The organism is Halomonas citrativorans (genome assembly GCF_900163645.1).
GTDB classification, from domain to species: domain Bacteria; phylum Pseudomonadota; class Gammaproteobacteria; order Pseudomonadales; family Halomonadaceae; genus Vreelandella; species Vreelandella citrativorans.
Genome location: NZ_FUKM01000017.1, coordinates 50,946 through 75,326, shown reverse-complemented (window position 1 = coordinate 75,326; position 24,381 = coordinate 50,946). Strand labels below are relative to the sequence as shown.

General features: G+C 53.7%; 22 protein-coding genes. 11 read left to right on the top strand and 11 right to left on the bottom strand.

Going from position 1 to position 24,381, the window contains the following annotated elements; genetic code table 11:
• Positions 1-15: 15 nt before the first annotated feature.
• Positions 16-1,026, bottom strand: a complete 1,011-nt coding sequence (cysP, locus tag CZ787_RS04780; protein WP_087106885.1) for a thiosulfate ABC transporter substrate-binding protein CysP — start codon at positions 1,024-1,026, stop codon at positions 16-18.
• A 292-nt stretch (positions 1,027-1,318) separates the two neighbouring features.
• Between cysP and rpe the strand changes: the two genes are divergently transcribed.
• Positions 1,319-2,014: a ribulose-phosphate 3-epimerase gene (gene rpe, locus CZ787_RS04775; RefSeq protein ID WP_087106723.1), complete on the top strand. Its 696-nt coding sequence runs from the start codon at positions 1,319-1,321 to the stop codon at positions 2,012-2,014.
• 5 nt (positions 2,015-2,019) lie between these two features.
• Here the strand turns inward: rpe and CZ787_RS04770 are convergent, their stop codons facing one another.
• Entirely contained in the window at positions 2,020-3,318 is a 1,299-nt protein-coding gene (locus CZ787_RS04770; protein WP_087106721.1) for an NAD(P)/FAD-dependent oxidoreductase, read from the bottom strand.
• A 173-nt stretch (positions 3,319-3,491) separates the two neighbouring features.
• On the opposite strand from CZ787_RS04770, the gene CZ787_RS04765 reads away from it, so the two are divergent.
• Positions 3,492-4,160 carry a phosphoglycolate phosphatase gene (locus tag CZ787_RS04765; protein ID WP_087106719.1) on the top strand — a complete coding sequence of 223 codons (669 nt, stop codon included), beginning with the start codon at positions 3,492-3,494 and terminating at the stop codon, positions 4,158-4,160.
• A 29-nt stretch (positions 4,161-4,189) separates the two neighbouring features.
• Here CZ787_RS04765 and CZ787_RS04760 read toward each other — a convergent pair whose 3' ends face one another.
• Together CZ787_RS04760 and CZ787_RS04755 are read right to left on the bottom strand one after the other, a co-directional pair.
• Positions 4,190-5,104 carry a metal ABC transporter solute-binding protein, Zn/Mn family gene (locus CZ787_RS04760; protein WP_087106717.1) on the bottom strand — a complete coding sequence of 305 codons (915 nt, stop codon included), beginning with the start codon at positions 5,102-5,104 and terminating at the stop codon, positions 4,190-4,192.
• A 460-nt stretch (positions 5,105-5,564) separates the two neighbouring features.
• Positions 5,565-5,762 carry a hypothetical protein gene (locus CZ787_RS04755; RefSeq protein ID WP_087106715.1) on the bottom strand — a complete coding sequence of 66 codons (198 nt, stop codon included), beginning with the start codon at positions 5,760-5,762 and terminating at the stop codon, positions 5,565-5,567.
• Between the two features lie 251 nt (positions 5,763-6,013).
• On the opposite strand from CZ787_RS04755, the gene CZ787_RS04750 reads away from it, so the two are divergent.
• Genes CZ787_RS04750 through trpC form a run of 3 tightly spaced genes read left to right on the top strand, consistent with a single transcriptional unit; the run spans position 6,014 to position 8,473 of the window.
• Positions 6,014-6,604 carry an anthranilate synthase component II gene (locus tag CZ787_RS04750; RefSeq protein ID WP_087106713.1) on the top strand — a complete coding sequence of 197 codons (591 nt, stop codon included), beginning with the start codon at positions 6,014-6,016 and terminating at the stop codon, positions 6,602-6,604.
• Between the two features lie 36 nt (positions 6,605-6,640).
• The gene (trpD, locus tag CZ787_RS04745) at positions 6,641-7,660 is read left to right on the top strand and encodes an anthranilate phosphoribosyltransferase (RefSeq protein ID WP_087106711.1); all 1,020 of its coding nucleotides are present in this window, start codon (positions 6,641-6,643) and stop codon (positions 7,658-7,660) included.
• A 9-nt stretch (positions 7,661-7,669) separates the two neighbouring features.
• Entirely contained in the window at positions 7,670-8,473 is an 804-nt protein-coding gene (gene trpC, locus CZ787_RS04740; protein WP_087106709.1) for an indole-3-glycerol phosphate synthase TrpC, read from the top strand.
• 6 nt (positions 8,474-8,479) lie between these two features.
• Here trpC and CZ787_RS04735 read toward each other — a convergent pair whose 3' ends face one another.
• From CZ787_RS04735 to CZ787_RS04725, 3 genes are all read right to left on the bottom strand, one after another.
• Positions 8,480-11,593, bottom strand: a complete 3,114-nt coding sequence (locus tag CZ787_RS04735; protein WP_087106707.1) for an FAD-binding and (Fe-S)-binding domain-containing protein — start codon at positions 11,591-11,593, stop codon at positions 8,480-8,482.
• Between the two features lie 90 nt (positions 11,594-11,683).
• Positions 11,684-12,265, bottom strand: coding sequence for a DUF4202 domain-containing protein (locus CZ787_RS04730; RefSeq protein WP_087106705.1), 582 nt, complete (start codon positions 12,263-12,265; stop codon positions 11,684-11,686).
• A 74-nt stretch (positions 12,266-12,339) separates the two neighbouring features.
• Complete coding sequence (locus CZ787_RS04725) at positions 12,340-13,590, bottom strand: dicarboxylate/amino acid:cation symporter (protein WP_087106703.1); 1,251 nt, start codon at positions 13,588-13,590, stop codon at positions 12,340-12,342.
• Between the two features lie 292 nt (positions 13,591-13,882).
• Between CZ787_RS04725 and serS the strand changes: the two genes are divergently transcribed.
• On the top strand, positions 13,883-15,160 hold the full coding sequence (gene serS / locus CZ787_RS04720; RefSeq protein ID WP_087106701.1) for a serine--tRNA ligase: 1,278 nt from the start codon (positions 13,883-13,885) through the stop codon (positions 15,158-15,160).
• On the opposite strand, the gene CZ787_RS04715 is transcribed toward serS, so the two are convergent.
• Positions 15,105-15,932: an SIMPL domain-containing protein gene (locus CZ787_RS04715; RefSeq protein WP_087106699.1), complete on the bottom strand. Its 828-nt coding sequence runs from the start codon at positions 15,930-15,932 to the stop codon at positions 15,105-15,107. The genes serS and CZ787_RS04715 overlap by 56 nt on opposite strands.
• A gap of 195 nt (positions 15,933-16,127) precedes the next feature.
• Here CZ787_RS04715 and CZ787_RS04710 point away from each other — a divergent pair, with 195 nt between their 5' ends.
• Positions 16,128-17,279 (top strand): AI-2E family transporter, encoded by a 1,152-nt coding sequence (locus CZ787_RS04710; protein ID WP_087106697.1) that lies wholly within the window; start codon positions 16,128-16,130, stop codon positions 17,277-17,279.
• 50 nt (positions 17,280-17,329) lie between these two features.
• On the opposite strand, the gene trxA is transcribed toward CZ787_RS04710, so the two are convergent.
• The gene (gene trxA / locus CZ787_RS04705) at positions 17,330-17,713 is read right to left on the bottom strand and encodes a thioredoxin (RefSeq protein ID WP_140398967.1); all 384 of its coding nucleotides are present in this window, start codon (positions 17,711-17,713) and stop codon (positions 17,330-17,332) included.
• 257 nt (positions 17,714-17,970) lie between these two features.
• Between trxA and cysB the strand changes: the two genes are divergently transcribed.
• Positions 17,971-18,945 (top strand): HTH-type transcriptional regulator CysB, encoded by a 975-nt coding sequence (gene cysB / locus CZ787_RS04700; protein ID WP_087106693.1) that lies wholly within the window; start codon positions 17,971-17,973, stop codon positions 18,943-18,945.
• Between the two features lie 198 nt (positions 18,946-19,143).
• On the opposite strand, the gene CZ787_RS04695 is transcribed toward cysB, so the two are convergent.
• Together CZ787_RS04695 and pabB are read right to left on the bottom strand one after the other, a co-directional pair.
• Positions 19,144-19,779 carry a phosphoadenosine phosphosulfate reductase family protein gene (locus CZ787_RS04695; protein ID WP_087106691.1) on the bottom strand — a complete coding sequence of 212 codons (636 nt, stop codon included), beginning with the start codon at positions 19,777-19,779 and terminating at the stop codon, positions 19,144-19,146.
• A gap of 117 nt (positions 19,780-19,896) precedes the next feature.
• A complete protein-coding gene (pabB, locus tag CZ787_RS04690; RefSeq protein ID WP_087106689.1) occupies positions 19,897-21,270 on the bottom strand; it encodes an aminodeoxychorismate synthase component I in 1,374 nt (457 codons plus the stop codon).
• A 235-nt stretch (positions 21,271-21,505) separates the two neighbouring features.
• Between pabB and CZ787_RS04685 the strand changes: the two genes are divergently transcribed.
• From CZ787_RS04685 to prpC, 3 genes are all read left to right on the top strand, one after another.
• Positions 21,506-22,279, top strand: a complete 774-nt coding sequence (locus CZ787_RS04685) for a GntR family transcriptional regulator (RefSeq protein ID WP_087106687.1) — start codon at positions 21,506-21,508, stop codon at positions 22,277-22,279.
• Positions 22,279-23,172: a methylisocitrate lyase gene (prpB, locus tag CZ787_RS04680; protein WP_087106685.1), complete on the top strand. Its 894-nt coding sequence runs from the start codon at positions 22,279-22,281 to the stop codon at positions 23,170-23,172. The genes CZ787_RS04685 and prpB overlap by 1 nt, the downstream gene beginning before the upstream one ends.
• Positions 23,173-23,242: 70 nt before the next feature.
• A complete protein-coding gene (prpC, locus tag CZ787_RS04675) occupies positions 23,243-24,370 on the top strand; it encodes a bifunctional 2-methylcitrate synthase/citrate synthase (protein ID WP_087106683.1) in 1,128 nt (375 codons plus the stop codon).
• Positions 24,371-24,381: the final 11 nt, after the last annotated feature.

The window sequence follows — 24,381 nt, the reverse complement described above, 5'->3', positions numbered from 1 at the left end:
ACGACTGACGTCCTGTTAACGGCGCTGTAGTTGATCGAGCAGCGCGCCACCCTCGAAGTGCGTTTCCATTACTTCGTCCCAGCTACCAAATACGTCTTCTACGCTGAACAGCTCAGTCTCCGGGAATTGGTCGGAAAACTCTTCAACCACGGTTTCGTTATGTACGCGATAGTTAAAGTTCGCCAGTAGTCGCTGGGCATCTTCTGTGTAGAGATACTCAAGGTATCCCTGCGCTAAATCGGTATTGCCGTTGCGCTCAGCATTTTCAGTAACGACCGCGACGGGGAATTCGGCTAAAACGCTCATGGGAGGAACGATCACCTCGTAGTCGTCGCTGCCGTACTCCTGGCGAATGTTATTCACTTCGGATTCAAAACTGATAAGCACGTCACCGATGCCACGCTCTATAAAGCTGGTGGTCGCGCCGCGGCCGCCGGTATCAAAAACGGCCACATTGCCCAAGAACGTGCGCATAAAGTCTTGAACCTGCTCTTCATCACCGTCAAATTCCTTGTCGGCGAACCCCCAAGCGGCTAAATAGGTGTAGCGAGCATTGCCGGACGTTTTGGGGTTAGGGAAGACAACTTGAACATCTTCTTTTACCAGGTCATCCCAGTTTTCAATTCCTTTGGGATTGTCCTTGCGAACCAGAAATGCCGTCGTGGAGTAGTAAGGCGATGCGTTGTTATCCAACGCGCTCTGCCAATCCTCATTCACCAAGCCAGCATCCGCCAGTACCTGGACGTCGGTTACCTGGTTAAACGTGACGACGTCTGCTCGCAGACCCTGCAGGATGGCACGCGCCTGAGCAGAAGAGCCGCCGTGGGACTGGTTAACGCTGATTTCTTCGCCGTTCTGTTCTTGCCACCAAGCGATAAATTCAGGATTGACCGCGCTAAATAGCTCGCGCGCAATATCGTAGGAGGAATTAAGCATTTCGCGCTCTTGCGCCATGGCAGGGCTAGCGATGCTAGCGCCTAGCGTAATGGCAAGCAGGCTGCGGCGGAAAAAGAGTGGCAGAGTCATGGCAAGCTCCTTCTTAAAGCGGTAAACGATATAGATCGCAATTGGCATAAGATTAAACCTGACATTGTGGAATTACAATTGTGATTGTTATTCTTTTTGGAAATAACGGTGTGCCTAGCTGGTAAAGATGAGGGTCAGACACAGGGTTGGAAATGATTAACTGCAATGTGTAGCCAAAACAGAGCCTGTTTTTTAAATTGCTCTGTTAAAATGCCCGTTTTCCAAGGGCATCACCAGGTTGTCGCTGCACCACCTGGTTATCCCACATTTCAACGGCTAGTCAGGAGTGCCCATGACCGCTGCGCATGATTATTTAATTGCCCCTTCTATTCTCTCCGCTGATTTTGCACGCCTAGGGGAGGAAGTGGATAACGTGCTGGCCGCGGGCGCTGATATTGTCCACTTTGATGTAATGGACAACCATTACGTGCCGAACCTGACGATTGGCCCCATGGTATGTAAAGCACTACGTAATCATGGTGTAACGGCGCCTATTGATGTCCATTTGATGGTGAAGCCAGTTGATCGCATGATTAGCGACTTTATTGAGGCAGGGGCCAGCTATATTACGTTTCACCCGGAAGCGTCTGAGCATGTCGACCGCTCGCTTCAGCTGATTCGTGATGGTGGCTGCAAAGCAGGGCTGGTGTTTAATCCGGCAACGCCGCTCTCTTATCTTGATTATGTGATGGATAAGGTCGATATGGTGCTTCTAATGAGCGTTAACCCAGGGTTTGGTGGCCAGTCGTTTATTCCTGGCACACTGGATAAGCTGCGCGAGGCGCGAGCACGTATTGATGCATCCGGTAAAGCGATTCGTTTGGAAATTGACGGCGGCGTAAAAGCCGACAATATTGCCGAGATCGCAGCGGCAGGGGCGGATACCTTTGTGGCGGGCTCCGCTATTTTTAACGCGCACCAGGCCGGCGACCCACACGGCTATGACTCGGTTATCAAGAAAATGCGTGCGGCGCTGGCCAAGGTTTAAGACGCTTAATGTAGCTTCATGCGAGGCCTGAGGTAGCGGTTAATCTTATCGACTAGCCACGTAAGCCCGGTTTTCGGGACGCCATGGATCGACACTTGATGCATGCGATAAAGCGATGCGTAGCACTGGCGAGCAAACCAGCCTTCTAAAAAGAGGCCGCGCGATGCGGAGCTGCGCATCAGATTACCCACCGCGTCGTAGCGTGCCAGCGAAACAAGCGAGCCGTGGTCGCGGTAGTGAAATTCGTTAAGTGCTTTGCCTTCCAGCAAATGGTTGATATTTTTGGCTAGCAGTTTCGCCTGCTGATGAGCCGCTTGAGCGCGTGGAGGTACGGTGCCATCTTCACCCTGCGGGCAGTTGGCACAATCACCCAAGGCAAAAATGCTGGGGTCATCAACACTCTGCAGTGTTTTTTCAACGTTAATCTGATTTTTCTTGTTGGTTGAAAGCCCCAGTTTGGTTAAAAACTCAGGGGCTTTAATGCCCGCCGCCCATACGTTTAAGTCGGTTTCAATGATGTCGCCGTCGGCTGTAATGAGTTGGTTGGCTTGGACTTCTTTAATCGCCGTGTCGGTATGCACCGTTACGCCCATTTTCTCCAGTTCTTGTTGCACGGTCTGGCTAATGCGTTCGGAAAGACCGGACAGCAGTCGAGGCGCCGCTTCAAGGATATGTACGCTAATTTGCTGATGATCCAGCGCGGTTACCCCATAAGCGTTAAGTAAGCGAGAAGCGTCGAAAAGTTCGGCAGCAAGCTCAACCCCTGTGGCGCCTCCACCCACAATACCAATGGTCAGCACGGTATGCTGACGTAATGAGGGGTCGGTATAGCGCAAAAACGTATTGATCATCTCTCGTTGAAACAGTTTGGCCTGCTGGGGGGAGTCGATGAAGTGGCAGTGCTCGGCCACCCCTTGAGTGCCAAAGTCGTTGGAAACGCTGCCCAAGGCAAGCACCAGGAAGTCGTATTTTAGCGTGCGCTCGGGGAGCACTTCATTGCCGTCTTCATCATAAATAGGCGATAAATGTAGTACTTTCTGTTCGCGATCCAGACCATGCAGTGAGCCGCGTTGGTAGCGGTAGAAATGCGCAGACGAGTGTCCGCGATAATCCACCTCATCCATGCTGGAGTTTAAAACCCCCGTCGCCAATTCATGAAGCAGCGGTTTCCATACATGGGTTGCATTGCGGTCAAGTAATACAATTTCAGCGCGTTTGCGTTTTCCTAACGTATGCCCTAACCGAGTCGCAAGCGCTAAACCGCCTGCGCCGCCACCGACAATAACAATCCTGGGTATGGCCATTGGTTTCTCCTTGGCTAATCTGGCTTTAGCATAGAAGTTTCTCTCACTTCTGACTAATGCGCTAGCGCCATAGACGCAGTAAGATGCTGAGCAATTTGGCAGGTTAAGACATTGAAAATGGTATGCGTGCCATTGCCAATGTTTATATAAGGCAGCGTTAAGGGAGCAGGGCAGTGCACTCAATACTCGCGGGAAAACGATTAGTCGCGTTCGATTTAGACGGCACGCTGGTTGATTCCGTACCTGACTTGGCCGTTGCGGTGCAGAAAATGTTAGGCGAGCTTAATTTTCCCGCACCTGATGATGTTCAGGTGCGCGACTGGGTGGGTAATGGTGCGCCGATCCTGGTGGAGCGAGCGCTTACCTGGGCGTTGGGCCGGTCTCCTGAAGAAGCGCTTCAAGCGCGCGCCTTTGATGCATTTATGGCGTATTACGGTGCGGCACCGAATGCGTTAACGACGCTCTATCCCGGTGTGAAAACAGCACTCGAAGCGCTGCATGGCGCGGGCTTTACGCTGGTGCTTGTCACCAATAAGCCAGAGCGGTTTATTGTACCCATTCTTGATCACTTCGGGATTCGTGAATGGTTTACGCTATGGGTAGGAGGAGACACCTTGGCGGAGAAGAAGCCTTCCCCCTTACCCCTTTTACATGCCGCGCATGCGTGCCAGTTTTCGCCAAGTGAGTGTCTCATGGTCGGCGATTCTCGTCATGATATTGCCGCGGGCAAGGCGGCCGGGTTTGCCACTCTCGCACTGCCTTATGGTTATAACCATGGCGATCCTATTGAGCTCAGCCAGCCTGATTATGTGATGGCGTCGCTGCTGGCGCTTGTCACTTAAGATTTACTGACTGCCTGGATGCAAAAAGGCTATTCCGGGCGAGCGCCACCTAATGCGCCATGAATAAGCTCGGCGTTATAGCGCAGCATGGCGGGGTAGTCATAGGCTTGATCGTCTTGTGAGCTAAACGCGTCAACATGGAGCGGGCCAGCCAGTGAGATGCCGGTGGCGCGTGACAATGCATCCATGTGGATACAGGGAACAGTGCTTTCATAAAATAGTGCCGGGGCGCGTGTTTTGGCCAAGCGTTCGTTCATCTCGGCCATTGCTCGGGCGTTACCCTGTGTTTCGTTATTCAGCCCCCAAATGGCGTCGTACTCAAAACCATAGGCGCGCGCAAAGTACCTAAATCCGGCCTCGCTGGTCACCAGGAAACGGTTCGTCTTGGGGATGCCTTCCAGACGCTCGTTGATGGCCTGGTCTAACGTATCCAGCGCGCGATAGGTGTCCTCCGCACGGGCATAGAACGCCTCCGCTTTTTCGGGGTAGTGCTTGGCCAGCGTTTCAGCAATCACCTTGATATAGGCGGCCGCACCTTTCGGATCCATCCACATATGCGGGTCATTTGCGCCTTGATACTGCCCTGTAATAATAGGGAGCGGCGCAAAGTCAGCGTTTTCAGCCACAGCCTTTAGGGTAAGCGAATCATCTGCAATGGCCTCTACATGGCGTAGCCAAGGCTCTAGCCCAAAGCCGTTATAAAATATGATGTCGGCTTCTTCGATGGACAGCACATTGGGCGGCGTCAGTTCCCACGTATGAACATCCGCACCGGGAGGCACGATAACGTTTACGTTAATATCTTCGCCGGCAATGCGCTTGACCAAGTCTTCAAGTATGGAAAAAGAAGCGATAACGTTGAGTGTTGAAGCGCCTGCTAGCGGTGACACACTTACCAAAGTCCCTAGCAAGAGCGTGCTTACCCAGCTCACTTGCTTTTTCATTTCACGCTCCCACTCGTTTGAAGGCTCAAGATAATAAAGACTGATACGCTCTGTGGCTAGTTCCTCCAGACTAAAAAATGGATATAAGTTATTGTTCTTTTTGGCGTATGCATCGTACAGACGCAGTGTCGCTAGCGATGCGACTGTATTTAGATAACTAACGTTAAAAATAGAGCGCTGGCCAGTGTTACTTGACCATTACAACCGTTTTCGCGCTGTAATAGCAAAATATAGCCTTAACGGAGTAAGTTGCTAACAGTAGCACTTGGGAAGGCTCTCTCAGGCCGATAACACCTCTGTTGTCTCCTACGCTACCCGCCAGGAAGCCGAGAGCGAGGCAAAGCGCCTCAATGAAAACTCACTTGGTTAACGGTTGAGAAAATCTCGTTTCGTACCCTAACAGAAAGCCCAAAGGCTTGCTGTTAGGGGCTTGTTGTATAAGGTTATACCGTACTTGGTATTACTTCTTTTTTTTCATAAAGGGGAGAACCTTGGCCGTGGCGTCAGCGAGCTGCTGGTCAAGCGGCGTATGGTCCAGGCTGATAGCGGCTCTCGCAGCGGTATAGGTGCCCTTGTACTGCTTGGCGATCTCGCTATCGGTCATGTGGTCGGGTAGCTGTTCATTTTCTCGAATAACGTCAATGATGGCCTTATCCATGGCGCGCTCCTTCTGATCGGACCTTGTCGAACATGTTGTTCAGCATATTGCTCGGCGTACTTTCCAGCATACTTTCCAGCATAGCCCAGAGCGACGAAAACGTAACTGCGCGCAACTGTCGTAGCGATTAACCTCGTCTGGCGATACAATCCAGCACACTTACGTAAAATCGCTAGCAATGGCACGCCTGGCTAATAGTCTGGGTAACGATACGCTGATTGCCATGCAATAATTAAGGTAATCAATAGGCTATGCCGAAAAAAGTCATGATGTTGGACAATTACGACAGCTTCACTTTTAACATTGTCCAATACTTGAATGAATTGGGCGCAGAGGTGGTAACGCACCGAAACGATGCGATTACCATTGAACAGATTGAAGCCCTGTCGCCTACGCATCTGGTTATCTCCCCGGGGCCATGCACACCCAACGAATCGGGGATTTCAATGGCCGCTATTCGCCACTTTGCCGGTAAACTGCCTATATTGGGTGTTTGTTTGGGGCATCAGGCGATTGGTCAGGTATACGGTGCTCAGGTGGTCCGCGCACCCCAGGTGATGCATGGTAAAACATCGGCTGTTTTACATACCCATCAGGGTGTTTTTGAAGGATTGGATAACCCTGTCGAAGTGACTCGCTATCACTCGTTAGTGGTGGAAAGGGAAACACTCCCCAGTTGCCTGGAAATAACGGCTTGGACGACAGACAATGACGTGACGCCTGGTTTGATCATGGGACTGCGCCATAGCACACTGGATGTAGAAGGGGTGCAGTTTCACCCTGAATCAATACTGACTCGCCAAGGCCATGAGCTATTGGCAAATTTTTTAAAACGTGGCTGATTGCCTGGTTCACACGCTTTAGAGGCTCCTCTGTTCATGCAAATGCGAGATGCAATTAATGCGGTGATACACCGTGAAGACCTCCCTTTTGATGTTATGCATGCCCTGATGCGCCAGATAATGACGGGTGAAGCGTCCGATGCTCAAGTAGGCGGCTTATTGGTCGGGCTTGCCATGAAAGGGGAGAGCGCGGTGGAAATTAGCGCTGCCGCTCAGGTAATGCGTGATTTAATGCGCCGTGTTGAGCTGAACGCTGAAAATGTCGTAGATATCGTTGGTACCGGCGGCGATGGCGCTAATCTATTTAACGTATCCACCGCGTCCAGCTTTGTGGCCGCAGCAGCGGGTGCGCATGTCGCAAAACACGGTAATCGCAGCGTATCATCGTCTTCCGGCAGCGCCGATCTTTTTGATATCGCCGGTATTTATCTCGACCTTAAGCCTCAGCAGGTCGCTCGTTGTATTGAACAGGTGGGGGTTGGCTTTATGTTTGCGCCGAATCACCACCCGGCGATGCGTTACGCCATTGGCCCGCGCCGTGAGATGGGCGTGCGCACGCTCTTCAATATTCTGGGCCCGCTGACTAACCCTGCGGGGGCGCCCAATCAGGTAGTTGGTGTGTACTCGCCAGAGCTGGTGCCGCTGATGGCCGAAGTGCTTAAAAAGCTGGGCAGCCGCCATGTCATGGTGGTCCATTCAGAAGATGGTTTGGACGAAATATCGCTGGCAGCTTCCACGCGAGTGGCTGAGCTTAAAGAGGGCGAGATCACTCAGTACACGGTTTCTCCTGAAGAATTTGGCATCGAGCGCCAGAGCTTGGCAACGCTGAAGGCCGCTAACGCAGAAGATAGCCTGCGGTTGGTAAAGGCGGCATTGAGCGGTGAAGGGCCCGCATCCGACATGGTGGCCTTGAACGCAGGTGCCGCCCTTTACTGTGCGGGTGTTGCTGACAGCCTGAAAGAGGGCGTTCTGATCGCTCAGGACGCTCAGGGGTCTAAACTGCCGCTTGAGAAGCTCAGAGAGCTTTCACACTTCACCAGCGTTTTCAAAGAGTAAGTGACCGCTATGAACCAACAGGCAACACCCACTATTTTGACGCGAATTCTTGCCCGCAAGGATCAGGAAGTCGCCGAGCGCCAGCAGGCGGTATCCGAGACGGATCTGCTCGCGCTTGCCAAGCAGCAGAGCGCTCCGCGCGGGTTCATCAACGCACTTAATCAGCGTATCGCGGTCGGTGACCCGGCGATTATTGCAGAAGTTAAAAAGGCGTCGCCCTCCAAAGGGGTCATTCGGGAAGAGTTTCATCCGGCGGATATCGCCAAAAGCTATGCTCAAGGCGGTGCGGCCTGTTTGTCAGTGCTGACCGATGCGGATTTTTTCCAAGGGCATGAAGACTATTTGATCGTCTCGCGGGATGTCTGCGAGCTGCCGGTTATCCGCAAAGACTTTATTACCCACGGTTACCAGGTCTCTGAAGCGCGCGCCATTGGCGCTGACTGTATTTTGCTGATTGTCGCCGCACTGGATGATGCCAAACTGCTTGACTTGCATCAGCAGGCCAATCAACTGGGAATGGATGTGTTGGTGGAAGTCCATGATGCCGATGAGCTAACGCGTGCGCTTAAGCTTGATTTGGCGTTGGTGGGCATTAACAACCGTAATCTGCACACTTTCGATACCAGCCTCAACACGACGCTGGATTTACTGGCGCATATTCCTGACAGCGTGACCGTTATTACTGAGTCGGGTATCCATACTCAGGCGGATGTTCAGTTAATGCGGGATCACCACGTTAATGGGTTTTTGGTAGGGGAAGCCTTTATGCGCCAAGCCGACCCTGGCCTGGCGCTTAAAAAGCTGTTCTTCTAAGCCTTGTTAATCCTTGGGGTGTTCACCCGCGCTGCGTAAGGCATAAAGCAGGGCTTGCAGCGGATGGTGAAGCGTTTGTTCTGAAAAACGCTTCACCTGGCTGCGGCACGAATACCCCGTGGCCAGCAGCCTGTCGGTGTTTTCCTCTGCCTCGACCTGGGGTTGCCAGGATTGGGCGTAAATCGTTTTGGACGTTTCGGCGTTGCGCGTCTCATGACCGTAGGTGCCGGACATTCCACAGCAGCCGGTATTGACCAACTCCAACGGCAGGCCGAACGCGGCAAACACCTGCTGCCATGCCTTCGGGCTTCCGGGGGCGTTGGTTTTTTCGGTGCAGTGTGAAAGCAGCTTAAAGCCGGAGGCATTGGGCGTTAGCTGTCGGGGCATCAAAGTGGGCAGTCGGATAGCCAGCCACTCCTGCAGCATCAATACCTCGGGCACGGCGTCGGGCCCCAGGGCTTTCACGTACTCCTGACGGTAGGTCAGCGTCATCGCCGGGTCGATCCCCACCATGGGCACCTCAAACTCGCTTAAGGCGCGCAGACGCTTGGCCTGCTTTTCGGCCGTACGCTCAAACGCGCCCAAAAAGCCCTGGACGTGTAGCGGTTTGCCGTTGGCGCTATAGGGCATCACAAACACGCGCAGGTTGAGTCGGGAGAGCAGTTCGACCACGTCCATGACAAGTTTGGCTTCAAAATGGGTGGTGAACGCATCCTGAACCACAATCACGCTCTGGGCGCGCTGCGGGTCGGTAAGCAGTGCAAGCGAGGTAGGCGTGGCTTCCGCCACGCTCCAGGCACGCAGCTGCTTTTTAACGCTGGCGCGGGAGAGCAGTGGCGAGTCGCTCATGCCCACACTACGGCGCATCAGCGTTTCCACCCAGCGCTGGCCGATCAAAGCGTTATACAGCGGCGCTGCCCGGGCAAGCGTGGGCAGCATGAACTCTGTGCTGCCCATCACGTAGTCGCGCAGGGGGCGTAAATAGCGCCCGTGATAGACCTCTAAAAACTGTGAACGGAACTGCGGCACATTGACCTTGATGGGGCATTGCCCCGCGCAGGACTTGCACGCCAGGCAGCCTGCCATGGCGTCGTAGACCTGGTGAGAGTAGTCATGATGCTGCTGGCGGCTGAACGTGTTCGCCAGGCGTTTCGGGAAGTGTCTAACAAAGCCCCATCGGCCTTCCTCCTTTTTCTTGCGCGACTCTTCCACCACGTCAATGCCCGCCTGGGACTGCAGGCGCAGCCATTCACGCATCAGGCTGGCGCGCCCCTTGGGCGAGTGAATACGGTTGCGGGTCGCCTTCCACGACGGGCACATGGGGTCGTCCACATCGTAGTTGTAGCAGGCGCCGTTACCGTTGCAGTACACCGCTGCGTCATAGGCCTGCCAGGCGCGCTCATCAATGGTGCGGTCCAGTTGGCCGCGCATCGGCACGGCGTCAATCCTTAGCAGGTTCGGGTCGCTGTCTTTGGCGATCAGCGCGCCGTCTTCTGCCGGTGAAGCGATCTTGCCAGGGTTAAGCTGGTTAAATGGGTCAAACGCGGCCTTGACCCGCTGCAGGCTGGGGTAGAGCTCGCCAAAAAACCTGGGCGCATACTCGGAGCGTACCCCTTTACCGTGCTCCCCCCACAGCAGGCCGCCGTATTTTTGGGTCAGGGCGGCGACTTCATCGGAGATGTCCCGAATCAGCGCTTCCTGGACCGGGTCTTTCATGTCCAGCGCGGGGCGCACATGCAGCACCCCCGCATCAACATGCCCAAACATGCCGTAAGCGAGCCCGCGCGCGTCCAGCGCGGCGCGGAACTCGCTAATAAAGTCGGCCAGATGTTCTGGTGGTACCGCGGTATCTTCAACAAACGGCAGAGGGCGCTTCTCACCCTGCACATTGCCCAAAAGGCCCACCGAGCGTTTGCGCATGCCGTAAACCGTGCTGATCTGCTCACGGCCTTCGGCCAGGGTATAGCCCAATCGCGTGACCGTGGCATCCTGGTTCAAGTGACGGGTAAAGGCCTCAACCTGTTCGGCCAACGCAGCCGGGTCGTCGTCGCTAAACTCGACCAGGTTGATACCCCGAATCGGTGTGTCGCTCTCGGGGAAGAACTCGGCCACGCTGTCCCACACAAAGTCGGCCATGGCGAGCGTGAGCACCGTATCGTCGATGGTTTCGATCGACACAGGCCTGGCGCTGGTCATCAGTGTCTTGGCATCGCGCAGCGCATCCATAAAGCGGGTATAGCGCACGTTAACCAGGGTGGCGTGTTGGGGGATGGGCAGTACGTTCAACACGGCTTCGTTCAGAAACCCCAGCGAGCCTTCCGAGCCACACAGCAGGCTGTTGAGATCAAGCGCATGCTGGTCGTTGCGCAGGTGGGCCAGGTCGTAACCGGTCAGGCAGCGGTTAAGCGGCGGAAAGGTTGCCTCGATCAGTTCGCGCTGCTGATCAATAATGCTGGCCGCTGTGCGGTGCACCTGCCCGACAATACCGTCCTGCTGGCAGGCCTGCTGTTCCTCATCGGCACTGAGTGCCCGGCTATGCAGGTGCTGGCCACCCAGCAGTACCGTGTCGAGTTCCCGTACGTGATTGCGGGTTTTTCCGTAAGCACAACTGCCCTGGCCGCTGGCATCGGTCGAGATCATGCCGCCGATGGTCGCTCGATTGGAGGTCGAGAGCTCCGGGGCAAAAAACAGCCCATAGGGCTTTAAGGCGGCATTCAGCTGGTCCTTCACCACTCCCGCTTGAACGCGTACGCGACGGTTCTCGACATCAATGTCCAGCACCTGATTCATGTGCCTGGAGATATCCACCACGATGCCATCGGTGAGCGACTGACCGTTGGTACCGGTGCCGCCGCCTCGCGGCGTTAACACCACCTCGCGGTAAGGCGCTTCAGCGGCCAGTTTGGCCAGGCATTCCAGGTCTTCTGCATGGCGGGGAAACACCGCCGCCTGGGGCAGACGCTGATAGATCGAGTTGTCGGTTGCCAGCACCGTGCGGTGGGCGTAGTCAGGGGCAATCTCACCATCGAAGCCGCGTGTTTTAAGGGCTTCCAGAAAGCGCATGTAGTGGGAGGCCAAGCGTTCAAACGGGGCGGTCCGAGAGTCCAGCGATGCAATCATAATCGTTCAAGCCGTCAGTGCCAGGGCATCAAAAAAAGAGAGCACTACTTTACCTCAGTGCCTGCCTGGCTGCACCCTGCGCTAAAAATGCTAGCTCAAAGCTTCTTTTACCAGGGCGGCAGAAGTAGGTGACATGGGCAGTGTCAGGGCTAATTCATGGGCTTGGGGTGACATCTTGCGCCAGGTTTTTTGAATAATTCGCACCATATGGTCATGTTCGACCTTGCGCGAAAAATCGGCAAAGTAGTTTTCCAAAAATACCAGACAGGCGCAGTCTTCTAGTGTCTGTACGTCGGTGTCACGCCCCAACCCCTTTTTGGTGATGAGTGTGATCACTCGCTCGGCGTCCTCTGCGCTATAGCTTGCTTCACGCATTAATTGGGCGGCCGTGTCGCCCGCGCGGATACCCTGGTCGCGCCGCCAGGTTAAGTAGCCTACTCGACCTTCGGGGTACGCTTCGCGCGTTACCTGCCAGCGCTGCAAGTGCTGGGCGCGGACAGCAATTTTTAAGCACTCGCTGGGTGTCTGGTTAAGGTGAGCAAGCCATTTGCTCATGCGCTGTGCGTAAAGCAGCTCGGCGGGTAACGGCTCATCGGCCACGTTGACCATTTTCGGGTCTTCGCTATGAAGCTGGTCCAGCGCGGTTAATACCTGTTCAAGGCGGTGGGACATGATGCTCTCCTGGTTAGCTGTCGCGATACTCTGCAACGGTCTCGTCGCAGAGTATTCTGGCGTGGGGCGGGCTGTCAGGCTTTATTATCGGCGTTATAAACGTCGAGGTTCAATTCGCCTTCGCTTTTACCCACTAGGGTAGTGACCATAATGTCGCCTGCGACGTTAACGCTGGTGCGCGCCATATCGAGAATGCGGTCGATACCTGCTACGACAGCGATGGCTTCAAGCGGTAGGCCAATTTGAGCCATGACAATGGAGAGCATGATAAGACCCGCACCGGGTACGCCCGCGGTGCCAATGGAGGCAAGCGTGCCAGTGGCGACAATCATGCCGTAGTCGACCAGGCTCAGCTCAATACCCAGCATTTGGGCAATAAACAGCACGACGACGCCCTGGTAAAGCGCTGTACCATCCATATTAATGGTCGCGCCCACTGGCAGTACAAAGCTTGAAACGCCTTCAGATACGCCCAGGTTTTTCTGGGCACAGCGAATCGATACCGGCAGTGATCCTGCCGAAGAGGCGGAGGAGAATGCTATCATCATGGCGTCCAGGCTGCCCTGGAGATACCGCACTGGATTAAGCCGCCCCAACAGGCGAATAAAGCCTGAATAAATCACAAGAACATGCAGCGCACAGGCCAAATACACTACGCCAATCAGCTTGGCGAGTGGTAACAAGATTTCCAGTCCGTATTGGCCAGATACATGCGCCATTAGGCCAAACACCCCAAAAGGGGCAAAGGCCATAACAATGCCCGTGAGCTTGTACATCGCCTCGGCAAAGCTATCGAACACCACAACCAGTGCTTCACCCTTTTCACCAATCAGGGTCAGTGAAATGCCCAAGCCAATCGCAAATACAATAATTTGCAGAATGTTGCCGTTGGCCAGCGCATCAATGGGGTTGCGGGGCACCAGGTTAATCAAAATGGACGCCAGGGTAGGCGCCTCGCTTGCATCCACGCCGCTATCAAAACTGATGTTAACGCCTGCCCCAGGCTGTAACAGTGTCGAAAGCAGCAACCCAATACTGATAGCAAAGGCCGTGGTCAAAAGATAAAGGCCTATGGTGCGGGCGCCAATGCGGCCCATTTTTTGCGGGTCGCGCATCGACGTAATGCCGACAACCAGTGTTGAGAATACCAGCGGTACGATCAGCATCATGATCGCGTTAATAAAAATATCGCCCAGTGGCTTAAAGATGCTGGCGTTTTCACCCAGTAGCGCACCCGCCGCTATCCCTAGCGCTAAACCTACGAGAATTTTCTTCCAGAGGGCGATGCCTCTCCACCAGCCGAAGGCGCCTTGTGATGTGCTCACGGATCTCTCTCCTTGGAGTTTTATTTACGGTTGATCAATAGCAGGATTACGATTCGGCGCGCACTTTATCACTTTTTAGTAGGAGGGGCGGGGGCTTGTAATGGGCGAAGTGAGCGCTTACGGGCGGCCGCGGCTTGGAAGCGGCCTCTGGTTATTTACCCGTCGACGTGAGTTGCCGGGCACGTTGCTATAACGCCCCCATAGCTCCCCGCCGTGCTTTTGCCTACAATAGGGGCCTTTGATACTGGCGTTTGGCGCCGTGTTTAACTGAATACAGGCCAAGGAATAACTCATGCTCGATCCGAAACTGCTACGCGGTGATCTGGACGCGCTAGCGCAACAACTAGCTCGTCGCGGCTTTGTACTGGATAAAGAGGGGCTTCAGACGCTGGAGTCGCGCCGCCGTGAATTGCAAACGCAGACCGAGCAACTGCAAAGCGAGCGTAATACGCGCTCAAAAGCCATTGGCAAGGCCAAAGCCAGTGGCGAAGATATCCAGCCGCTGTTGGATGAAGTCAGCGATTTAGGCGATCGTCTGGATAATGCCAAGCGTGAGTTGGCTGAGGTGCAAGCGGCCTGGGATGATGCGGTCAGCGGTATTCCTAACCTGCCCCATGAGAGCGTCCCTGAAGGTGAAAAAGAAGAAGACAACGTTGAACTGCACCGTTGGGGTGCACCGCGTGAGTTCGATTTTGACGTGCTCGATCATGTCGATTTAGGCAAAAAATCCGGTTATCTGGATTTTGAATTGGCCGTCAAACTGACCGGTGCCCGCTTTGCCGTTATGCGTGGGCCCATTGCTCGTCTGCACCGCGCGCTGGCTCAATTTATGCTGGATACCCAAACCGAGAAGCACGGCTATGAAGAGTGCTACGTGCCCTATATGGTGAACCGCGACTCACTAACGGGCACCGGCCAGTTGCCGAAGTTTGGCGAAGATCTGTTCAAGCTGGATGATGAGCGCGAGTACTACTTGATACCTACTTCTGAAGTGCCTCTCACCAACTTTGTGCGTGACGAGATTGTGGATCAAGCGGCATTGCCGATGAAACTTACGGCGCACACGCCGTGTTTTCGTAGCGAGGCTGGTTCGCACGGGCGTGATACTCGCGGCATGATCCGTCAGCATCAGTTTGATAAAGTGGAAATGGTGCAAATTGTAGAACCAGAGAAGAGCTATGAAGCGCTGGATGAAATGCGTGGTCATGCAGAGGCGATCTTACAAGCGTTAGAGTTGCCGTACCGCGTAGTGACACTTTGCACGGGCGATATGGGCTTTGGAGCATCGAAGACCTACGACCTGGAAGTCTGGCTGCCCAGCCAGAGCACTTATCGGGAAATTTCGTCTGTTTCCAACTGCGAAGACTTTCAGGCACGACGTATGCAGGCTCGCTTCCGTCAACCGGATGTGAAAAAGCCACAGCTCCTGCATACGTTAAATGGTTCTGGCTTGGCCGTCGGCCGTTGCCTGCTGGCAGTGCTTGAAAATCACCAGCAGGCAGATGGCTCGGTGGTTATTCCCGCGCCGCTACGTCCCTATCTTGGTGGTCAGGAGCGTCTGGCTCTTTAAGCATCCATTCGACATTAACCCCGGCATCAATACGGATGGTGCCGGGGCTGTAATCGCTTTGTGATCCGCTGCTGGCCATATCACTCTCAGCCCGCATGGCCATCATGCGGGGCTGAAACATAGGCGCTTGCGTCTCTTCAATACGCTGAACGTGGCCGAGCTCGGTTTCCAGCGTGCTGGCCATCAGGTTGGCTTTGTGGCGAGCTTTCTCCAGCGCTTTTACCAGCGCTTCATCGGTGGCGGCTTCTCTGTCCTGTAAATCAAATTGTACGCCGTCCATTGCATTCACACCCACCCCGATCAGCGCGTTGAGCACATCGCCCAATTGATCAAGATCGGTTAGTTCTATGCTGAACGGGCGTTCAAGACGCGTACGTTGGAGCATCTCCTGATCGCCATTTTCGCTGCGCGGTGCAGCGACATAGTCAGGATAAACGTTCAACGACCCGGCATTGATGGCGCGTCGCTCGATTCCCAAGGCTTCAATGGCTTCGATCAGTTCGCTGGCGCGATTCTCAAGGCGTTCACGGGCTTCTCCTAACGCTTCGCTGTCGGTATCTTCCAGTGAAGAAACGGCAGGCGTGTTTTCCCAAAGGCGCGCAGTGAAAGTAGCCTGGTCGGGTTCAACCTCAACCCAGGACTCCGCTTGGACACTTAAGCTTGGCGGTGCAGGCGGGGCCGCAAAGGCGAGGGGAGTGCTCAGAAGCGCCAACAGAGCGCCACTTAAAATTCCATAACGAAAACGCGGTAAACGTGCCGATACTGGGCTCATAGAGAAACTCCTTGAGGTAGAGAAAACTATCCTGGTGCGCGTCAATTAAAAGTATAGACGTTTGCTTGGAATAGCGACTACGGGGAAAGTTCAGCGTAAAAGAGGTGACGCAAAACAGTTGCTTATTATTTGCACGGTTTGTGCAATACCTTTATTACCGCCATTATGTACGGGTAACGAGCTAAGGATGAGGCTATGTCGAAATTATCGGATGAGGATTATCGAAGTATCCCCTTAAATGCCACGTTGGCGCTAGCGGCATTAGTGGTGATTATTGCGGGAATGAAAGTGGGGGCAGATTTACTTGTACCCTTGCTACTGGCGGTATTTATCGCGGTAGTGTGTACCTCTCCGGTGCAGTGGCTACACCGTTGTGGCCTGAGCATGAGAATGTCGGCTTTTTTAACCCTGATGGTGTTGTTGGGGTTTCTTTCACTGATTGGCGTGTTGGTCGTCAACAGTTTTAGCACCTTTGTGGCGGCGCTGCCTGATATTGAGGAGCGGCTTTACGAGCACTACTGGGATTTGCTTAATACGCTCGCCATGCATGGCTTCAATATTGACCCTGATGAGCTTAGCGCCGTCTTTTTCAATACGGATGAGGAAGGCTCTTCTTGGGTGGCGATGCTGTTGAGTGAACTGGGCAACCTGGTGATGCAAAGTATCATCGTGGGGTTGCTGGTTATTTTTATGCTGTTTGAAACGCTGAACCTTCGCCAAAAAGTTTCGCGTGCCTTGGAAAACCCTGCGCCTAGTCTAAAGCGATTTAGCGAATTCAGCTTAACGCTAAAGCGCTATTTGGCCGTAAAAACAATGATTAGCTTGGCCACGGCGGTATTGATTTGGCTCTCCTGTGTGATTGTTGGGGTTGATTTCCCATTACTTTGGGGCGTTCTGGCGTTTGGGCTTAACTTTATCCCTAACATTGGCTCAGCACTTGCGGCCATCCCTCCAGTGCTGCTGCTTCTGGTGTCCCAGGACGGTGGCGCACTACAGGCGCTGCTGCTGGCGTCCGCTTATCTGGTCATTAACTTTGTACTTGGTAACCTGATTGAACCGCGTGTCATGGGGCAAGCGCTAGGGCTTTCAACGTTTGTGGCGTTTCTTTCGCTGGTTGTTTGGGGGTGGATTTTTGGACCGGCGGGGATGCTGCTATCTGTCGTGTTAACCATGACCCTAAAAATTGCCTTGGATAGCCATCCGCAGACGCGCTGGATTGCCCATTTTCTGGGACCAGGGAGACACCGCACCGGGCGTTATCTAAGCCAGCAAGATGCAGGTCGCGCACCGTGGAAACGTAAAAATAGTGATACGCACGAAGTGGATCTAAAAGAGGGGGAGAGTTAACAGGAGGGGCCGCACGGCCACCACCGGTTGTGCCGGCGGTGGCCAATTCATCAAGCGTTTTGGTCGATGAATTGCGTTAGTTGAGACTTGGATTGCGCGCCTACCAGTGAGGCAACTTTGGTACCAGACTTGAACAGCATAACGGTCGGTACACCGCGTACGCCTTGTTCAGCGGCAATTTCAGGCGCGTCGTCAACGTTTACGCTGACAACTTTTAAGTTATCACCGCGCTCGGCAGCCACTTCATCGACAACCGGTGCCATAACTTTACAGGGGCCACACCAAGGCGCCCAAAATTTTAGCAGCACAGGCTGGTCGGCGTTGAGGACTTCTTGCTCAAAATTAGCGTTAGTGACGTCAACATTATTAGCCATTTGCTTCTCCCGTTTGCGTTGCTCTTGCAGTGTCGTTGCCTCAAATGGAGCAACGGTCATTACGCGTTAAACCTGCGCACTTTCATTGCGCCAAGTCGGCAGATGTTAGCGGGCGCGGCGTTTGCTGGCAAATATCTGCGCTTATTTTTGTGGTTAATTACAAAATTAATAGATGCTAATAGAGGTTATCTCTTATAATATAAGTGAATTATAGAATGTTTTTTTATGCCAAATAGTGCTTTGTGGCGAGTGCAAGATAGGCGGTGCCAGCGTTAGATGACCTGCCTGCTTATCGGTATAGATAATGAGGTGATGATATGAAGCTACAACAACTTCGCTATATTTGGGAAGTTAACCGACACAACCTGAATGTATCGGCGACCGCTCAAAGCCTGTTTACCTCTCAGCCTGGTATTTCCAAGCAAATACGGTTGTTGGAGGATGAGCTGGGCGTTGAGATTTTCGCGCGTAGCGGAAAACATCTAACCCGGGTAACGCCAGCAGGTCAGTCCATTATTAACCTGGCGGGCCAGGTGCTCAAGCTTACCGAAAATATTAAACAGGTGGCCCAGGAGCATAGCGATGAGCGGCGGGGAAGCTTATCTATTGCGACCACGCATACCCAGGCACGCTATGCGCTTCCGCCGATTATCAGTGAATTTACACTGAAATATCCGGAAGTCGCGCTACATATGCAGCAGGGTACGCCTAAGCAAATTGCTCAAATGGTGAGTGAGGGGCAGGCCGATTTTGCGATTGCCACTGAATCGCTGGAGCTTTTTACAGATCTGGTACTCTTGCCTTGTTACCGTTGGAATCGCTGTATCCTGGTGCCTAAAGGGCATCCCTTGGCAGCGCTGAGTGGACCTTTAACGCTGGAAGCATTGGCAGAACATCCGCTGGTGACGTATGTCTTTGGATTTACCGGTCGTTCACAGCTGGATGATGCGTTTAAAGCGAAAGGTTTGACGCCTAACGTTGTGCTAACGGCGGCGGATGCCGACGTGATTAAAACCTATGTGCGGCTCGGTATGGGCGTTGGGATCGTGGCGCATATGGCAGTAGACGATAAGTTGGATGAAGATTTAGTCGCGGTGGATGCCAGCCACCTATTTGCGAGTTCAACGACTAAAATTGGCATTCGCCGAGGCACCTTTATGCGCGGCTATATGTACGATTTCCTGGCGCGTTTTGCGCCACACTTGACGCGAGACCGTGTGGATGAGGCGCTCATTGCCGGCCCGCGCTTTGAACAAGCGCTGTTTGAAGGGATAGAGCTGCCTGAGTACTGATATTTTGTGGGTACTGACGTATTACGAGCATAATGTATTAACGCTTTAAGCGCCCACGTTGTTAGGGGGCATGATGCCAGCGAAACCGCTGGAAAGCCGCTAACAACGTGAGTCGTACGTTCCTAACCTCGGTGCCAGGGTTTTCAGTACCTGGCTTTTCAACGACGGGTTTTCAGTGACAGATTTTCAGAGAAAGGTTTAATGCTGTAGGTGCAAGCCACACTCGCGTTTCTCTTCCACCTTGGTGGGGTCGAAGTAATCGAAGTTGTTAGGCAGGTCGTGCGCCTGTAAATATTGATACATCTCTTTGGCACTCCAATGCAACACCGGCGCCACTTTAACCAGCCCATCACTGTTACGGCTGACGGGCTGCATTTTGGCCCGTTCGGGCGTGTCTTCTGCACGAAGCGCTGTAAACCATACGTCAGGGCGCATCTCACTTAATGCACGTTCAAACGGCTCGATTTTGACCTCTTGGGTGAACGCCGCATGGTGCGAGTCATCAATGCCCGGCATGGGGCCTTCGAGCGCTTCACGGTGCGCGCGTGTCCGCTTGGGTATATAGCTGACCATGTTCAGGTTCAAGCGCGTTATTAGCTCGTCGGCGAATTGATAAGTGGCTTCGGTGTTATAGCCACTGTCCATCCAGACAATCGGCATGTCAGGACGGACCTGCGTCACCATGTGCAGAATAACGGCTTCAAAAGGGCGAAAGTTCGTCGTACAGATCGCCCTTTCACCTTGTGTTAACGCCCACTCAATAAGTGCTTGTGGGTTCTTGCTAAAACCGGTCTCGGAAAAATCACGATTGATCGCATCTAGCGATGAGGACATGCTGCCTCCTTGTCATATTAATGAACCATACCGCTAGGCTATCAAATTGCCTGTCGTTCCCCCCAATACCGTTTGGTTTGGCTTTTATATTCCTTTTTGATTTAAGTACGGTGGCTGTTATTCCAGTGCCTTAATAAGATGACGAATCTTATCCAGTGTCTCCACGTACTCTTCCTCAAGCGCTGAGTCGGCAACCAGGCCGCCGCCGCCCCATACGTGCAGCTTGCCTGCATCAGCCACCAGCGTGCGGATAGTAATCGATGTATCCATGCTGCCGCGTATATCGACGTAGCCCATGCTTCCGCAGTACGCGCTGCGCTGGCAGGGTTCCAGCTCTGCAATAATTTCCATCGCACGAATTTTGGGGGCACCCGTGATCGAGCCCCCGGGGAAGGCGGCGGCTAATAAAGTCAGCGGCGAGGCGCCCGGTGCAAGCTGGCCCTGCACCACGCTGACCAGGTGGTGGACGTTAGGGTAGCTCTCTAACTGGCAAAGCTGAGGCACATGAATAGTGCCAGGTTTGCATACGCGACCAAGGTCATTGCGCAACAAATCAACGATCATCACATTTTCGGCGCGATCTTTCGTGCTGCTCATCAGTTGGTTGGCGAGTGCAATGTCCTCTTCTTTTGTCGCGCCTCGAGGGCGAGTGCCTTTAATGGGGCGTGTCTCCACAGCGCCGTTTCGGCACTGAATAAAGCGCTCTGGCGAAAGGGAAAGGAGAGCCTGGTCGCCCCACGCCATAAACCCTGAGAAAGGAGTGGGAGTGGCGTTTCGTAAGCGCAGATACGCCTGCCACTCATCGCCTTGATAAGCGGCTGAAAGGCGTTGGGCAAGGTTGATTTGATAACAGTCGCCTGCTCGTATGTAACGCTGAACGGCCTGGAAGCGTTTTGAATATTCACTTCGGTTAAGCTCGGCCTGGAAGGGCTCGGTTAAGATAAACGGTTCGCGGTTAACCGCCGGTTGGCTTAACCACTGAAGCACCTGTTCGCGGCGCTGCGCGGTGGCAATCAGCCAGGCTTGCTGAGTTTCGTGGTCGAGCGTAATACACCAGTCGTATAAGCCCAGGCGTGCTTGGGGTAAGCGGGTGGCATTGGGTTGGTGAGTGCTTGCCAAGGGCTGGCGCCCTAAGTCATAACCCCAATAACCTATTAGCCCACCCATAAAAGGCAAGTGGTCATGCTGGGCGTGTAAGCCTTGCGCGCTAATTCGGCTCGGCAATTGATCGAGTAGCCACTGCTGCTGGAAAAAGCCGTCATCCGGCGGCAGGGCTGATACCTCAAGGTAGTCGCTAGTGAGCGCTGACTTTCCTGAAACATCGACTTCCAGTGTCGCTAACGGGTCACTGCTCATAATGTCATAGCGCCCTGTAGCGGCAGGGCGTCCACTATCCAGCAATACGGCCCCGGGGCGTTGGCGAAGCGCATTAAATAAATGTAATGGGTCGAGGGAGTAGGGCAGAGTAAAGGCCGACAATGCCTTGGTCATGTAGCGAACGCCTAGCGAATGAAAGGGGTGCCTATCTTAGAGGGCGAGCAAGATTGACACCAGTCGTGCCATCGACGCATTTCTCACGTTTTTTGGAAGATTGTAGACATTGGGTCAAGCGCTAGACTTTCTGCGTACAACGAAAGATGCATCATATCGCCTATATTGAAGGGTTGACGGTTTAAAGTCATAAAGCTAAAGTTTCATCACCTTCTCTAATTGTCGACAATCAAACATGCGCTTACCCGTTTCCTCTTCTAATTGTGACGATTCGCCGCTTGAAATGGTACCGCCTGAAGTGCGAACGCTTGCCGAGCGGGTATTTCATCAGCTTCAAAGCGATATTGTTCGTGGCGTCCTGGCGCCAGGCAGCAAAATCACTGAGCCCGGGCTTTCAAAAACGTACGGCATTTCTCGTGGTCCGCTTCGCGAAGCCATGCGGCGTTTAGAGTCTCACCGCTTGATTGAGCGCGTACCTCACGTCGGCGCACGCGTCGTTAAGCTCTCTATGAAAGAGCTGATAGAGCTCTTTGATGTACGCGAAGCGTTGGAAAGCATGGCCGCAAGGCTAGCGGCGGAGCATATGTCGGCAGAGGAAATACAAGGCCTTCGTGATGTGCTGGCATTGCACGAAGGGCAGGCCGATTTACAACGCGGTGAAGCTTATTATCAGCGTGAGGGCGATCTCGACTTTCATTACCGCATTGTGCAAGGCAGCCACAACAAGATGCTAATGAGCCTGCTGTGCAATGACTTGTACTACCTGGTGCGCCTTTATCGTACGCAGTTTAGTGCCAGCGGTACGCGCCCGCAGCGCGCCTTTGTTGAGCACCACCGGATCGTGGATGCCATTGAAGCAGGTGACGCCGAACTTGCTGAGCTATTAATGCGCCGCCACGTCAGTGCCTCGCGTGCCAATGTTGCCGACCGTTATGCCGCGATTCTTAAACAGCAATCATCTGAGCCTGCCGAGGAACGGCAGGCCACTACCCTTCAGGAGACACGCTAATGTCAACGCTCACCCCTGGCGCCCGTTTTAAAGCCGCCCTTGACGCCCAGCGCCCGCTGGCCATTTTAGGCACTATTAATGCGTATACGGCGATGATGGCTGAACGTGTCGGCCATCAGGCGATCTACCTTTCCGGCGGTGGGGTGGCAAATGCCTCGTTTGGCCTGCCTGATTTAGGGATGACCAGCATGAACGATGTCGCAGAGGATGCGCGCCGTATCTGTGGTGCAACGGACCTGCCGTTGCTGGTGGATATTGATACCGGATGGGGCGGCGCGTTCAATATTGCCCGTACAGTGAAAGAGATGCAGCGTGCTGGCGTCGCCGCCGTTCATCTGGAGGACCAGGTGGCGCAAAAACGTTGTGGTCATCGACCCAACAAGGCAATTGTTTCCCAGGCTGAGATGGTTGATCGTATCAAAGCCGCCGCCGATGCCCGAATAGACCCCGATTTTTATCTGATTGCACGCACCGATGCTTTTCAAAAAGAGGGTCTGGACGCGGCTATTGAGCGCGCCAATGCCTGCGTTGAAGCCGGTGCGGATGCCATCTTTGCTGAAGCCGTATATACCCTTTCAGATTACCAGGCATTCTGCGAGCGAGTGGATGCCCCGATTCTGGCCAATATCACCGAGTTTGGTGCGACGCCGCTCTTTACTCAAGCCGAGCTTGGCGAGGTTGGTTGCCGCATGGTGCTTTACCCGCTCTCTGCGTTTCGAGCGATGAACGCTGCTGCCCTGAATGTCTATCAAAGCATTCTGGATAACGGGCATCAAAAAGAAGTCGTTAACACCATGCAGACGCGCGATGAACTCTACGATTTCCTCAACTATCACGATTTCGAGCAGAAACTAGACGCGTTATTCGCCGAAAAGGGCGAAGAGCCGCAATAAGGCGTGCACGTAAACACTGTTATCTGCAATTAATGATAGGTACAACGATAAGCACACCAGGAGACTCGTCATGGCTGATAAACCGCTAGCGGGAGCAGGGCTGCGTGGACAAAGTGCGGGAACTACCGCCTTGTGTACCGTTGGAAAGACTGGCTCGGGCCTAACGTACCGTGGCTTTGATATCAAAGAGCTGGCTGAAAAGGCTAAATTTGAAGAAGTAGCGTACCTGCTCTTGAAAGGTAAATTGCCTAATCAGGCAGAGCTTGACGACTACATCCGCAAATTAAAGGGCTTGCGTGGGTTGCCCGATGCGCTGAAAACGGTGCTTGAGCAAATTCCGAAAGATGCTCATCCCATGGATGTCATGCGTACCGGCACTTCCATGCTGGGTAATCTTGAAACCGAGCAGAGCTTTGACGAGCAGCAGGACGTCGCCGATCGGCTGCTGGCCGTGTTGCCTTCGATCATTTGCTACTGGTATCGCTACTCTCATGACGGAGTGCGGATTGATACCCAAACCGACGCTGCATCGGTTGGCGGGCATTTCTTGCATCTGCTGCGCGGCGAGCCGGCCTCTGAACTCCATGCGCGAGTGATGAACGTATCGCTTATTTTATATGCCGAGCATGAGTTTAATGCGTCGACCTTTACCGCCCGGGTGTGTGCCTCAACGCTTTCTGATATGCATTCTTGCGTCACCGGCGCCATCGGTTCGCTGCGTGGCCCGCTGCATGGCGGTGCCAATGAAGCGGCCATGGCGATGATCGAAAACTGGAAATCGCCGGAAGAAGCGGAAAGTCAGATCATGGGCATGCTGGCGCGCAAGGATAAGATCATGGGCTTTGGGCACGCCATCTACCGAGAATCTGACCCACGCAACGAGATTATCAAGCAGTGGGCCAAAAAGCTTGCCGATGACGTAGGCGATACGGTGCTTTATCCCGTATCTGAAAGGGTCGAAGAAGTGATGTGGCGTGAGAAAAAGCTGTTCTGCAACGCAGACTTCTTCCATGCCAGCGCCTATCACTTTATGGATATCCCCACCAAGCTGTTCACGCCGATTTTTGTCATGTCCCGGCTAACGGGCTGGGCCGCACATGTCTTTGAACAGCGCGCCAACAATCGAATTATCCGCCCCAGCGCTGACTATATTGGTCCCGAGAAAAGCGAATGGGTGCCGATAGAAGCGCGAGATTAATCAGCGTGCTG